At 40.1% G+C, this 15,200-nt stretch carries 11 protein-coding genes; all 11 read right to left on the bottom strand.

The genetic code is table 11. The features are described 5' to 3' along the window. Position 1: 1 nt before the first annotated feature. Positions 2-1,981 carry an AMP-binding protein gene (locus tag TERTU_RS10115; protein WP_015818632.1) on the bottom strand — a complete coding sequence of 660 codons (1,980 nt, stop codon included), beginning with the start codon at positions 1,979-1,981 and terminating at the stop codon, positions 2-4. Between the two features lie 14 nt (positions 1,982-1,995). After that, positions 1,996-2,184 carry an MbtH family protein gene (locus TERTU_RS21345; RefSeq protein WP_015819596.1) on the bottom strand — a complete coding sequence of 63 codons (189 nt, stop codon included), beginning with the start codon at positions 2,182-2,184 and terminating at the stop codon, positions 1,996-1,998. A gap of 147 nt (positions 2,185-2,331) precedes the next feature. Next, entirely contained in the window at positions 2,332-3,099 is a 768-nt protein-coding gene (locus TERTU_RS10110; RefSeq protein ID WP_015819009.1) for a hypothetical protein, read from the bottom strand. Between the two features lies 1 nt (position 3,100). Next, complete coding sequence (locus TERTU_RS10105; protein ID WP_012779320.1) at positions 3,101-4,018, bottom strand: ABC transporter ATP-binding protein; 918 nt, start codon at positions 4,016-4,018, stop codon at positions 3,101-3,103. Between the two features lie 62 nt (positions 4,019-4,080). Then, entirely contained in the window at positions 4,081-6,051 is a 1,971-nt protein-coding gene (locus tag TERTU_RS10100; RefSeq protein WP_015820607.1) for a glycosyltransferase family 2 protein, read from the bottom strand. A gap of 58 nt (positions 6,052-6,109) precedes the next feature. Next, positions 6,110-8,554: an ABC transporter permease gene (locus tag TERTU_RS10095; RefSeq protein ID WP_015818254.1), complete on the bottom strand. Its 2,445-nt coding sequence runs from the start codon at positions 8,552-8,554 to the stop codon at positions 6,110-6,112. A gap of 69 nt (positions 8,555-8,623) precedes the next feature. Continuing rightward, on the bottom strand, positions 8,624-9,358 hold the full coding sequence (locus TERTU_RS10090; protein ID WP_015817355.1) for an ABC transporter ATP-binding protein: 735 nt from the start codon (positions 9,356-9,358) through the stop codon (positions 8,624-8,626). A 24-nt stretch (positions 9,359-9,382) separates the two neighbouring features. Next, positions 9,383-10,633 carry an efflux RND transporter periplasmic adaptor subunit gene (locus tag TERTU_RS10085; RefSeq protein WP_015819663.1) on the bottom strand — a complete coding sequence of 417 codons (1,251 nt, stop codon included), beginning with the start codon at positions 10,631-10,633 and terminating at the stop codon, positions 9,383-9,385. Positions 10,634-10,695: 62 nt separating this feature from the next. Further along, complete coding sequence (locus TERTU_RS10080; protein ID WP_015819202.1) at positions 10,696-11,661, bottom strand: hypothetical protein; 966 nt, start codon at positions 11,659-11,661, stop codon at positions 10,696-10,698. Position 11,662: 1 nt separating this feature from the next. After that, positions 11,663-12,397 (bottom strand): hypothetical protein, encoded by a 735-nt coding sequence (locus TERTU_RS10075; protein WP_015820151.1) that lies wholly within the window; start codon positions 12,395-12,397, stop codon positions 11,663-11,665. Positions 12,398-12,479: 82 nt separating this feature from the next. Further along, positions 12,480-13,883, bottom strand: coding sequence for a twitch domain-containing radical SAM protein (locus TERTU_RS10070; protein WP_015820600.1), 1,404 nt, complete (start codon positions 13,881-13,883; stop codon positions 12,480-12,482). Between the last annotated feature and the right edge of the window lie 1,317 nt (positions 13,884-15,200).

The following is a 15,200-nucleotide window of genomic DNA, read 5'->3' as shown; positions in this document are numbered from 1 at the left end:
CCTATACACCTATCTTAATATCCGTGTCACCCATCAATCTGATAACAAGATCCTCAATTGTTTCAACTTCCAGAAGCAAGGTAGGCTCCAGAGAAACGCCAAGCTCCTTACCGAAAGACGCTGTTAGGCCCGCAGCGGCTGAAGAATCAATTCCCACTTGAAAAAGCGGCGTATCAACAGACAAAGTACCTCCTGGCAGCTTGAGCTCTTGATGCATCTTATCGATAATATATTTAGCAAGGGATTTTCTATCCCTCGGTACTACAATCGCGTTGCCAAGCTCCGCTTTTAGCTTTAAGTCCCTACGAGAATATTTATTTAATACTGAAAAACTACCATCCTCTAATAATTTAGCCAACTGAATCCGTTTTATTTTCCCACTTGTAGTGCGGGGCAACTTCCCTTTAACAACTAGGCCAATGAATGCGGGCGCAATTGAAAAATAACTTGACACGAAAGAGTAAATTCGATTCTCCAGATCGCGAAAATCCAACCGTTTAATTTCGAAACGCTCCAACTCTTGAACGATAACTAGATTTTCGCATTGATTACCAACAGAAACTGCTGCTGCTCCATTTTTTACGAACGCTGAATGTAACTCGCACACAGCACCTTCAATATCATGCGGAAAAATATTTCTGCCGCGTATGATAATCATCTCCTTCTTTCTGCCGGTAATAAACAATTGTTTATTTTCTATTTTTCCATAATCTCCAGTCCGGTAAAATAGTTTTCCTTTTTCAGAAGCCAATTCTCTTAAGTGACTCTTGTCGCTAATTCCCCAGTAATCGGAAAACAAAGATTCTCCAGAAATCCAGATCTCGCCAATATCACCGTCTTTCAACGGGATATCATGATCCGGATCCACAACCTTAACGATCCACCCATCACATACAGGCCCAGAAGAGTGTATTTTGAATTGAGTGTTTGGGCATTGCTGGACTGCACTTGATATATCAATGCTATCTAAATGTGATCCGCTGACCAGCAATGTCGCTTCCGCCATACCGTAACAGGGAAGAAAAGACTTTTTATCAAAACCATTCTTAAAAAACTTATCGCTAAAAGACTGAATCGTCGACGGCCTTACGACTTCGGCACCATTAAAGGCGGTCTTCCAGCTCTCAAGGTCTAATTGCTCTTGCTCGTTGTCTGTTATTTTTTCAACACATAAATCATACGCAAAGTTTGGCCCGCCGCTAGTGTTTGCCTTATATTGGGTGATACTCTGCAGCCAAAGCAAGGGCTTTTGCATAAAGATATTTGGCGACATCATGTAACTGACACCGCCAACATAAAGCATCGACAACAAATTACCCACAAGCCCCATATCGTGAAACATGGGCAACCAGCCAACCAATTTCGAATCTGAAGATAAACGAAAAGTTTTTTGGATGATCTCCAAGTTACTTAAAAGTGCGCCATGACTTATCACGACCCCTTTTGGGTCACCTGTAGTTCCTGACGAAAACTGAATAAAGGCTGCATCTTTTAAGCACGTTCGATTTGCAAAGCCACCAGTAGAACCATTCAATAATTGCTTTACAGTACGAATATCAAATTCATTAGCTTTAGTGTAATTTCTTACTTCTGAAACCAACGTTTTGTGCTGCTCGCCAACGATCACCAACTCTGCCGATACGCTATCTAAAATACATTGCAGCCTTCGAAAAGATTCACTATTGATTCTTCGAGGCGGCGCCGCAGGCACTGCAATAGCCCCACTATAAAGGCATGCTAAAAATGCAACAACGAAGTCGCCAGTGGTTTCGCCTATAATTACCACAGCTTTTTGCCTAAGATTTCTTTTTTCGTATTCTAAGGCAAGCCTTCTCGCCTCATGATGCATTCGACTGTATGAGAGCGAACTACATACGCCGCCCCAGTCATCCAAGAAATGTAACATTGGCACATCATCATATCTAACGGCATGCCTTTCTAAGACGCTTGGAATGAATTCATGCGAATCATTTAAATACATTTTAAATACCGAACCTAACTATTCCTTAAGCTAAGAGGCCTCATATCAGTCCAATGAGTTTCGATATAACTTAAACATGCGTCTTTACTCATTGGCTCACCAACACTTACCCAACCACCAGGAATTTCCTTTTTAGAATTCCATATTGAGTATTGCTCTTCATGATTTACTACCACATAGTACAAGTCACTTAGTTCAGACATGTCAATTCTCCTAACGTCTAATCACAACAGTTCCCATAGAACCAGGAATATCTGGCGTAGCACTTTTTTTCAATAAATATCTACAAGTATCGGCCCACGGGGTAACGCTTCCTACACCAATACACCACCCAATGCCTTAATTTTGATTTAATAGCCATTGGTTTTTGCCCTTTTTTTGGTATAACGCAACATACCGACAAACCCACCAGCCCCAACAATTGTCCATACTAGAAGCATAGAATAAGAGTAAAAATAGTATTTGATATTGAGCTCGCCAGACATCACCAAATGCCTAGCCTGTATAGAATCTGCTACAAAAGGTAAAAATAACCACCATTCAACGCCTGAATTAGTAAACTGCTGCTCGAAGGGAAATATAAGTAAGTAAAGAAGAGGCAGTTGTAATGCGGCAATGACCATTCCAGTGCGCTTTACTCTCACACCTAAACCGCCAATAAGTAGGCTCATACCAAGAGCCGTTAGTATCACAGAAAATATCGAAATACACACTTGCCAGGTAATTTGTGGTACAACACCAGTAACAATGATGAGCACGCTAAGAATACACAATGAAATCACTATTTGAAGCAAACAATGAGCGAGCCCACGGATATAAAATAAAAATGCTGTTGAATAAACCGACTGCAAAACCTGCTCAAATGTACCAGCTTTTGCGTCCTCTTCTATCGACTGGGGAATAGAAGAAATGGTAGGAAGTGCGATTGTCCAAAAAAAATAATTAACTAACATTAACTCTACCCGCTTTACTTCGATCACTTCCGAGTGAAACATCCCACCACCCATTAACAACAAGTAAAACAACGATACCGACATGACAACCTGGATAACAAAATTGGTCGGATACCTTATAGCCATGAAAAATGATCTATAAAATTCAATAAATATGAGATCCACTTTACTTCTCCAACCTCGTGTTAAGAAGGAGCTCTTCTAGATCATTAGCGAGCGATTTAATATTGATTATATTAGCTGGCTTAACGGCATCTAAGAATTGGTACAAATGTTCTTTAGATACTAAAAAGTTAGCATGATTTTCCTGTATAACCTTCCCACCAAATTTTTCCAGTTGCTTTGCCTCATCTCCTCCCAACTCATCTGCAAGAATCACCCTATATCCTGAATCATCTATCCAAGCATTTAATTCTTGCATTTTTCCGTACTTAACGAGCTTTCCATTCTGGATCACACCAAATGAGTTCGAGGTACGTCCGACAAACTCCAAGTCGTGTGATGTCAACAGTATTGAAATGCCCATGTTTTTCGCGATATCACTGATAAACCTAGAAAAAAAGTCTTTCGTAGGAACATCTAGGCCTAGCGTGGGTTCGTCTAAAATCAAAACTTTTGGTTCATGCATCAACGCAACCTTAATAGCTAACTTTTGTTGCATTCCGCGAGACATATTCTGCACCAATAAATCCTTATATTGATCAAACTGAAATTCCTCCATAAGTGCCGCACCTTTTTTTCTAGCCGCCGCAATACTCATCCCTTTCAAAACACCGAAGTACACCAAATTTTCTAATGCTGTAAGCTGCCAGTACAAATTTCTATTACCCTCAAGAATTGTACCGATTAATTTCTGTGTTTTGCTATTACTCGGGTCTAACCCAAATATTCGCACCGTACCTGAATCAGGGATTGTCAGTCCGGAAATCATTTTTATTGTTGTTGTTTTACCAGCACCATTAACACCGAGCAAACCAAAAATCTCGCCAGGACGAATATCAAAGCTGATCTCATCAACCACAAGATGCGCTTTACCCTTGTAGATGTACTTTTTTGACACTTCGGAAATTGATACGCTATCCAAAACTCTCTATACCTTTATCTTTAGGCTAATGCTGAAAAAGTAAACTACTACACACTAATCAACTATATCTTTTGGTAAATATTTCTAATATGCCGAGTGCTAATAGCCAACATTGCGATGACATTTTCTATAATCGACAGCGTCAATAACACAGTAATACCCAACAAATGATTGTTGAAAAATATTCCATATAAAGCTGCAGCAATAGCTATATTTGTACCTAACCAAATAAGCACATAATACCTTCTAAACTTTCTATACTGACTTTTCGTACTGCTCTTATAATCCGGAGAATCAAGCCCTTTCGTTCCCCAACTATTATCATGTATATTTGTTACGGCATATGCCCAAAGAGTCAACGAAACCGCCGGATTAATTAACGAATATTGAATACTGGATTTGGCAAATGGAATTACGACATTAGATGACTGCCTATTCTTAATACAACTAAGAACGATAGTACCAACAAATATTGCCATAACAATTAGAATAAGACGTAATAAACCAGGATTCATCCAAACAGCAGCCATCCCAATGACGAAGGTGACCAACACCTGAACAATTACAGAAAAGTAGACAATTTTTTGGGATAAATCACTTTTAATATCATTCGCAAAAACCACTATTTGAACCACCAAAGGGGTAACAACTAAAGCGATGGTGGATAGCGTAGCAATATTTGAGTAATGACCTATAGCACCGCTGTTAAAAGCAAGACCTGTAAGTGCAACAATAGAATACAAGAATATCCCTAACAGCAACCATTCAAAAACCCCCCAAAATGTATGCAAAGCAGAAGACATAGTTCTGTCTAGCTTTTGGGAAATGCTATTCTCACCTTTAACGTAACGTTTTAAACCAGATGCGAAACTTATTTTTGAAAATAGTGCTCCACTATTCCAACGTTTCCGCTGTTTAAGCAGTTCGCTCCAGCTACTACAGGAATCCGTAACAGCGATAGCAGATTCAACATGCCGAATTTTCCAGCCGAATTTGGGCCGGCTTACTATTTCTTTGCAGAGTATTCGGTCTTCCGTTTGGTAAATTGCAGACTCGAAAGGATCTAAAGGCTCCAAGCCTTTTAAATATACATCTAGGGGTTGCGGACCGATCTGAGGTGGTAATTTCGGGTCGCTTGCAAGTGCAGCCCAACGAATTGCGCTAAATTGACCCGGCACAACACTGATATAACCACTAGCTGATTCCCCCCAAATCCCTGCAAGGGATTTTTTTGCAAAGTCATTGAACTGCCAGATCGATAATAAATTAAAATAGTTTTTAGGCGGATGCGTATACAGGCTCGTGGAAGCCGCTCCCATGTTCTCCTGACACTGAAACGCGTACCAAACATTGTACACAGCCTCTTTTACAGGGCATGTACCAGCATCAATCTGAAAACAATAACTCGGAACTATATAGTCACATATTTTTTGATAATATAATTTATGAGAATCAAGTTTTCCTGCATTTTTACTTTTAATACACACTAAAAATTGAACAGATATATCGCTACATCGAGTTTGCAATTTGTCCTGACAAACCCCGCCACTGCATTTAACACTAAATTTGTAAAGATCCAACCATGCACTCGCTGCCGGTATCTCGTCAACCGCATTTAGCCGATGCAACTCCTTATGAGCGTTATAGAAATAAATATCGTCTTTATTTAGCATTGGCAGTGGGAATTCTATTCCTTGCGATTCAAAAAATATTTGAGCGCTACCGGACATTTCCTCAACACCATCTACAATAATGCAAATGGTAATATTTTCTGAATACTCCTCACCATTTTTCGCATAGAGATACGCGATACTATCTGTTAATGCGGCTAGTGTGGCTGCAAGTGCGTCTCCTGTTTCATTGTATAAAGTGATAAGAAAGATTAGTCCACCTTGCTCACAGGAGATAGTTTCCAAATCAAACTCATCATAAGTGCCCTTCTTTCCAAACCCACTAAAATCATGCGTCAGGCTATCGAAAGCCAAATCACTTACTGGAAAGCTAGCTATTTTTTCTTCTATACTTACGTCCACACCAGCAACGTCCCCTGTTTGCAAATATATCTTTTACATACTTTTGATTTTTATAATACTAAGTATTTAAACTGTTCACTTGTGCGTTAAATTGCAACACATCTTGGGGGCTCAAACGATGCAGCCTAATTAATGGAATGTAGCTCGCCACAACAACAACAATACTGATAGCGGTTAAAACCCACCCTACGAGCAGCCAAAACAGACTTGAATTCGTAGCAACCAGATTCTGAGTAATCGCAGGCAGCATTAGTGTCATCAAAATAACACCTGGCACCACGCCAAATGCAAAACGCTTTATATTTTCAAAAATAAATTTTCTCGTTACCCTAGCGTCACCAACGCCAACAGACTTCATCACGCCAATTTCAAGTGATTTTTGCATAATGGTTCGCTTGGTGACTCCGTAAATGCCAAGCGCCGACATTATTAGCGCAAGAAATGCCGCCGGTAGAAAATTATAGAGCATGTCCTTTAGATTTTTTCCATTTTTTGCAAGGTGTTTATCAAGGCTGTTAATTTCAGACAAAGCTACACTATTATCCACCTTTGAAGCAGCCAGCCTTAGTGGTTGACTGATTTTTTTTGCATTTAAATCGGATTTAATCACCACTTTCATTTCCCACCAGCCATGCAATACTTGGGTCATAGGCCTATATATTACGGAAAATTTAGACGGATCAAATACTATCGGTGAACCATAAACAAGCTCTGGCGCTACACCTACTACAGTAATGAGCGGGCCGTTTTGTTCAGGATTCAATTGAAACTGCTTCCCTGCAACATCACTATCACCGGGCCAAAGCTTATCAGCCATATTTTTATTGATTATGGCTACATTCGATGAAGCACTAGTATCGTTGTCGTTAAACATACGCCCATTAAGTAACTTTACACCGAGCTGAGATAAATAGTTGTCACTTACAATTATTTCTATAGCTTTTGGATTTGAACCGTTGTCGACAATCTTCTTATCTACAGACTGGTAGCTACTGGAGTAACCAAAATAACCTGGCAAACCTCCTGAGTAAGCAACTTGTTCAACTCCGCTGATTACTTCTATCCTTTGAGACAATTGTTCGTAGTAAGCTAGACGTTGCTCAGCTTCGCTGTAGCTACCAGAAGGAAGTTTTACTGAAGTGACTATGTAACCTTCCGTATCAACTCCGTAATCTGCGTTTAAAACATAGTGTAACGCTTGGAAGCTAAGCCCGGTAAAAACCATTAATACGAATGCACATAGAATTTGCGATGACGTAAATATTTTCATCAAGGGTCCTGAGCTTTTGCTACTACCCCCTTTTGAGCCACCCGCAATTGCGCTATTAGATGGTGACTTCACTGCGTGAGTAACCGGAAAAACGCCAGCAATAAACCAAATTAAAATTAACGCTACTATACCGGCCAAGAACATTCCGGGTTCGCCTTGTGTTTTCCACCAGAATGGCCCTGTGTTTATTTCACTAGCCAAGTATGTGATGGCGTATTTGCTTATGATAAAGCCGAACATCCCTGCAATTCCACACAACACAAAGGTTTCCAAGAGTGGTGGCATTACCAGTGCTTTTAGCGGTACACCAAAAGCGGATTTAATCATACTGTCTTTTGATCTTTCTAGAGCCCTTACCACCAGCAAGTTACTCACGCTAAAACATCCCATGGCTAAAATTGCAAAAGCAACTATTGACATAATTACGGTGGGAACTCGCATAGCGTTAGAGTAGGCCTCGGTATAACGATGCGTTGCTAGTGACTTACCGCCGTATACCAATGGGTATTCAGATTGAAGCTCCTGACTAAGGGAGTTAAATTCATCCCTTGCCTGCTCTAACGAAACTCCAGGCTTTAACTTCCCTACGAACGTCAGCCAACCGGCATTTTGCGGGGCTTCGGTTATTGGAGGCTCGTAAGCAATCCAGAGGTTCTGATTCAACGGGAATTCGTACTCTTTTGGCATTACACCTACGATACGAGTAGCTACACCGTCGATATTTACAAGTGTACCGAGCACCCTATCGTCAGAACCAAAAAAACGTTGCCAAAGATTAAAACCAATTACCGCAACGGGTTCAGCCCCAAACTGTACGTCGTCTTGCGTAAATAATCTGCCATGTAGAGGCTCTATGCCAGTTAAACTAAACACCTCTTCACCAACACCCACGCCATTGATGATGGTAGAAAATTTCTCATTATGCAGGGTGACGCTTCTAGCCTCCCATACACCAAAATTTTCTAGTACGGCCTGTCTTCGCTTTATATAGTGATATTCAAAATATGATATTCCACCATTTACACGTTCGTTTGCACCATCCACCCGAGATACTTGTATAAATTTTTCTGAATTGACAAATGGCAGGGGCTTATAAGCAATCGAATATACTTGTGCGTAGAGAAATAACGAAACAGACAAACATAGTGCTAAGGTAATTATAATTAGGAGTGAGTACTCTTTATCTGCCACCAATCTATTTAAAGAGTGTTTAATATCAAAAGCACTTATCATCTATTATTTTCCTGTCTTCGCGTATTCTACACTCGCAACATCAACGGCTGTATTTAGAGCAACCTATATCTAGTCCATAACTGCATGATTCTCTTTAAAAGGACTCACCACACTATCAACCGTGCTTGAGTGTTGCAGCGAACCATCTAGCATGGCGTATCGCTGGGTAGCATCTACCAGATGCCTGTCGTCATGGCTTACAACGCAAACGGTAACTCCTGCGCTGTGCTGCTCTTTCAATAAAGTCATGATTGTTGCAGCATTTCGTGAGTCTAAGTTTCCAGTAGGCTCATCAGCATAAATAATTTTAGGCGCCCCAATAATTGCCCGGGCGATCGCGACTCTTTGCTGTTGTCCACCTGAAAGTTGCGAGGGATGATGCTTTATGCGATGCAGCATATCCACTTCTTCCAGAGCCTTTTCTACACGTTTTTTTATTTCTTTCTTGGTAAATTCTTTTCGATAGCGAATGGGTAATGCGACGTTATCGAAAACTGTATAGTCATCTATTAGATTAAAGGCTTGAAATACGAACCCCAATTCTCGGTTTCGTATTTCAGCTAACTTGGAACGCCCATGTGATGTTATATCCTGACCCGCTAAACTATATCTACCAGAACTTGCCCCCTCTAGCAGCCCCATGATTGACAGCAAGGTTGACTTTCCTCCACCAGAAGGACCCGTTATAAGCAAATATTCACCGCTATTAACTTTCATACTTACATTATTCACCGCCAGCGTCTCGACATCTTCTGTTCGGTATATTTTATGTATGTTTTCTAGCTCTATCAGTGGTGTCGCCATCATCAACCCCAATATTAAATCATTTTATTCTATAATTATTTTTTCAGCGCCGCGGGCATCATCTAGATCAGTCAGTATGATCTCTTGGCCTTCTTCCAAACCCGCTTTTATTTGAACATACCGATTAGATATCTCGCCGAACTGAACTTCCTTCAAGTATGCGAACTTTTTTGATTCCCCAAAAACATATATTTTTGTTGAGCTGTTTTCAACTAGGCTAGACATTTTCTCAACAAAAAGCGTTTCTTCGATGTTAAACACCTTGATCTCGCCACTTACATACATATTCGTTTTTAAGAATGGCGCTTCTTGCTCTAATGCGATATCAACACTCAAACTTGCCCCTACAACATTAGGATCTATGCGAATAACCTTTCCCTGGATTTTTCGACCATTGGATTCTATCACTGCGTTTTGATTGACCTCTAATTTATCACTTTTTATCGCAGGCACTTTAAGGCGAACAAAAATATCGTTTGAACTAACAATCTTCCCCAAAACCTGACCAAGATTTAGACGCTGACCGGGCTTTATTTCAACCTCTTGAATAACACCCTCTTTCTTTGCCTTGAGCGATAAGGAGTCAACTTTTTGCCGGATGTTTTCTAATCGCTTTTCTGCGACCGTAACGTTTACCCTATACTGTTCTAGTTGGGCATCACGTTTTTGTTTAAAATTTTCCACTTGTTGGACAGCAAGTTTCCATTGTTTCCTAAATTGTTCAGCTCGTATTTTTGCTTGAGAATAATCCAGCGCAGAAATTGGCGGAACATCCAAATTCATAAGTTTTCTCAAAGCTTGATATTTTTCATCGACTATACGGAACTCAGACTCCAACCTTACTTCTTCGAATTCTAATTTAGTAAGCTGCTCATCTAATTCAAAGCTTCTCGATGCTAAAGTCGCATTACTCTCAGCGAGCTCCAAGGACTGCGCCGAAAGTTCAACCTTCAATTCCTCATTTGTCAGGGTAAATAAAAGTTGCCCCGGAGTAACGTAGTCACCTGATTTAACATGTACCTCCACCACATCACCCACAGTTCTCGGTATTACTAGATCTATATCGTTCGGAACGACCGTTCCGTTACCAAGTACCTGTACAGTAAAAGCCCCCTTTTTCACAACCCCCGTTCTGATATCCTCGGAAGCAACACGCAAATTTCCAATATCACTAAAACTATATCCGAACAAAATCACTATAAGAAGAACAGCACCTAGGACTACCCACTTGTATTTTAAAACCCAACTCTGTTTTCGCTCTATCTGTTTATCCAAAACATCTTTCCAAAATCTAAATTAAAGATCGATAAATACTACCCTAAACATTACTAATTTAATCAATACCAATCTAATGTTCCGTGAACATGTATCGACTTGACATTTAGATAACCAGAAAACATTGACAAAAATTCAGACCTATCTAGATGTTTGAATCTTGCATCTGGAATCATTTGACCAATTTTTAAAAATCCGATACCTAATTTAGGATCGCGCGGATCCATACCATGGTCTTTTAACCAATGTTCCAGCTTAATTTTGTAATCCATCCCAAACCACTGCTTATTCGACATACCAAAATAAATATCGAAATCGGCGGAAATGAACTCCAACGGCCGAATATTATCTACACCTACAGCACTATCTTGATCATAATATACATCTAGCACCTGCTTACCAACATCACAATAATGCAAATAAACACCACCAAAATCAGAATGGGGGCTAAAATAATTAAAGTCTTCGGGGCGCAACGGTAAACGCCTTTTCGGTCCTTTAAATGTAATATCGAGTTTTGAGAAAGACGTAGCACCTTCGTCGCTAGTGGAACGCAGCCTCGCCTCATATTCGTGAATGTACAGATTAAAATTCTCAAGCGCATTCTTCACTGATTCGGGCCCACTAACAAACATCCAGCCTGGGTTTAATCTCGGCCCCCGGTGAAGTTCAAAATATTTATGAAGCTCATTTAGGTCATCTTGTGTACAACTTTCGCTCGCGTTTATTGGAATAGCATCCTTAGCAAAAGTGTTTACAGTGTCAATACAATTATTAATTAAATCTGTCAGCTCCTTCTTTGATTTTTCAGCTCCAGGAAAACCTACAAATCGCCCCAAAACTTTTGAACTATTCAACTGGTGCTCTTCCAGCGCAACCTTGGCATCCAACGTCTCTTTCAATAAATCCAACCACTTTTCAGCAGGAGAAAGGTTAAAAATATTAAAAAATAGCGGGATATCGTTTACCAATCCGTTTTGATCAGAAATACTGTGTGCATTAGTGAACACCACTTCAACGACGGCCATTCTAATTCCTCATCCTTTGCAAACCCAACCAAAAACTTAGCCAATTTAAATACCCCTTGATTCGGTCAAAACCTTTTGCACCTCGAACATTTGAGCCAAAATATATCGTTCGAGCCTTATGGGTATAAACGGCTATTGTTTTAATTTTTGGATTACATATAAAAAACCCATCAACATCCTCAACCTTACAATCGCTCATCATTTCAATAATATTATTTACGCTGCTATTTCTGACAAGCATACAATGAGCACCCCAGTAAGCTGGGTAACACTGAAAATTCGGGTTGTAAATACCTTCTTTTATTTTATCTTTTGCAAGCGGTCCATCACCATTTGGATCAACAAACGCTATATCAAAGTGCTCGCTATAATTTCTTAGAGTATTTTGGATGGCCGCAATAAAATCTTTTCTAAAAATAAGATCATCCTCTATTACAAGGGTGAACCCTGATTTATCTTTAATGCTTTTCAATGCATTATTATGGGCAATCCAACAGCCAACGATACCCACCCTTGCCCTTTCGCCTAAATCCTCAACGTACTCCCTTACACCTCTTTCCGTTGTACACCGATGCTCGATAGAGTTAGCTTGGTAGCTAACTCCCTTTATCCAAGTTTGTTTTAACGGTATCCGCATCAACAATAATCTCAGCAATGCCCGTCTGCCCATATTATTAGGCATGCTGATATACCGAATAGATTTAACATCTATAGTGCTATAGTTTTCAGCGCTCATGGATTTTTTTGTGTGAATAAATTATTTTTCATTACTATTATTATAGCTGTCCAACATACGTCTTACTGACGACAAAATACCTCTATTCGCCTGCAATCATCTCAGAACATAAATCATAAAAACTATTTAGCTCTGGAAAAGTCCTTCTAAAGGATGTCCCGCGCCGTCGATCATGCTCATCTACAAAGCGGATAAAGTCCTTACGGGAATCGGCAAGATCAATATTTTCATTCCCTTGAGGCGAACTCTTGATAAACTCTATCAATCTCTTTAGTTTGTTTATTTCAAAATCGTAAAAACCTGCCTGCGACCCCATCTCAACTGAATTTTGCTGCATGTAATCCAAACTTGCATCAAAAGCGTCGTGGTATTCAGGGGAAAGAACGGAAAGATTCAAATGATGAGGGTGTCGTAGAATAGCAATATCTATTGCGATGGGAATCCATCGATTTTCATTCAAATATCTACTCTTAAGCGTATAAATATACTCCAAAAGGCGTTTGTAACGAGTAACAGAAAATACATTTGTAGTACTCATAACCACCACTGTGGCTGATGGAATTTCCCGCAAAATATGCTCTATGTTTTTTTGCCAGAGAGAGAAATCCAATCCAAAGCGACTATATTCAGCGGTTTCTTCCCACCCATCAACACTTGTGTAAATAGTCAAACTCTTAATTTTTTTGTCTTCCAGCAAGCTTTTTGCGTTCTGCACAAACTTATCAAATAGTTCAAATGGAATGCTACCATTTGTATTTATACCCAACTCAAGAAAAGGTTGCGGATTTACCTTGAGTTGATTCAGAATTTCAAAAGAGTCCTTACTTAATAAAGGCTCTCCTCCCGTGACTCTTAAAACTTTCAAGCCATCTATTAATGTGGGCCACCAACGCCAGAAAGCCTCAACAAATGGATTATATTTACTATGGTGAATAGGGAGTTCACCACTTTCCTCAAAGTACTGTAAATCCCCAAAGTTTGCACTCGTTGGATAAGGGCCGTGGGTTTTTATTTCTTCAACCCAGCGACTAGAATATACCGGAGAACAATATGAACACTTCATATTGCAATGGTTAGAAAAACTCACCTCCACATAACTTGGATCCACTTTGTCCACAATCTTATCTTTAGAGAAACTGTGAATATATTGATTTGCCCAGCTATCTGAGGATTTTATTACACGATCTGAAAAAAGATTGCCTTCCGAAAAACCCTTTAAATCCTCCACATTCCAACAATATTGGCACTCAGATGGCCGCTCACCGTTAAGCATTTGCAACCTGGCGTTTATTTTTTGGGGTGTGTTGTGAAGTGCGTCATGTCGATCTGACAAAGACTCGAGTGGGATAGGGTGAACCTGGGGATGGTGGCAACTATGAGTATGTCCATTGTGTAAATGTAAGGTGACTTGCTTCCATTTTGCTACACACATTGTAGGGCTAACTTCATCAAGCAGCTCCTTTGTTTCAATAAGCGTAGTGCTCATACACTTCCTTTTTTCCTTGAAACACACTAGTGACATCTAAAATTTTTATTCAACGAGTTGAATTACAACCCAAATAGTAAAACACAACCCCTACACTATGTACAACTAAACTCTTCAACTGATATTGATTACGCTAGGTCCCAATTAAAAATTAGTTAATATATACATTATTCTTCATTCTATTTAATATCCCGCACACCCTAAAACCCTACATTTCTAAAGGAATAATAGCGACGCTCACTTTGATGAGAGACAATACAAATCAGAGTTAAAAAATCCTTATTAGGCCATAAACACTGCTACAAAGATTGCCCCAGTGAATTTTATAAAAACGCCTTCGCGATAGTCCGAACGCAAGGCTATGTAATGCCAGAAGTGGCGTATTCTTTGGTCTAGCGAACAATATCCTCCAAAAATTCAAGGAAAAAAACTAAGAATAAGTAAAAGGGTAAAACCATGGTCTAGGATGAGCATGTTTAGCCAATGCGTTTGCGAAAAGAGTAAAGCTTCTGCGCATGCAGAAAGCGATCTACGAAAAGCAGGATTCTTCTTCACGAAAAAACTTAATTAATGTACGAGCTTATGAAGCAATAAATCTCATGCTTTGTGGCGATAAAGTCATTCCAAGTAATAGGCGATGGTACTAACGCGTTTGTTGATTAGCGAATGCGACTGGCTAAACTAATAGTAGAGGATACAGTTCGCCTGCATTGCAGCAAGAAGGGTCTGTTTGACCAAAGTCCAAGCAGTCTCTGTAGTCGCCAGATGCTGAAAGAGGTCCTCGAAGAGGGCTTTTCTTTTGATCGCTATTGAGTATGGTACGTGATAAAGACACATGGATTGTATGAAACACAACGTCTCGCGTAGCACGCGACTACTAAGCAAAATGCCAGAGATGCAGCGGCCGATAACTGATTGAATTAAAATTTTACAGAGCCTGGATTGGCCCAAATGTAGGCCGGCGACCTCACTCAACAGCGCCCAGTTAAATAGCTACCACTCTCTGTATACGAAACAATAATCTGGCTCTATACCGAAGCGTTACACTAGGGCCTGTTAACACTAATTCAATTCGCTCTGCTGGAGCCTGTATTTTCAGGATGAAAGGCATTTTTGGCGTTGTTTAGCGGGCTAAACGAGCGAAAAATAACGCATCAGCCTGGAAATACAGGCCCAGACCTGCGGGTTGCGGCTAAAATCCCGCTCTCAGCGTTGTTTATCGCTCATTTGGAACAACCACTAAAACGCCGGGAGCGTTTTAGCGTGTAACCCCGTAGGGGTGAGGCATAGGGATATGCCGAACAACCTGCGCTCCAA

The sequence above is a fragment of the Teredinibacter turnerae T7901 genome (assembly GCF_000023025.1).
Taxonomy (GTDB): domain Bacteria; phylum Pseudomonadota; class Gammaproteobacteria; order Pseudomonadales; family Cellvibrionaceae; genus Teredinibacter; species Teredinibacter turnerae_B.
This window is presented reverse-complemented; position numbering and strand designations above follow the sequence as displayed.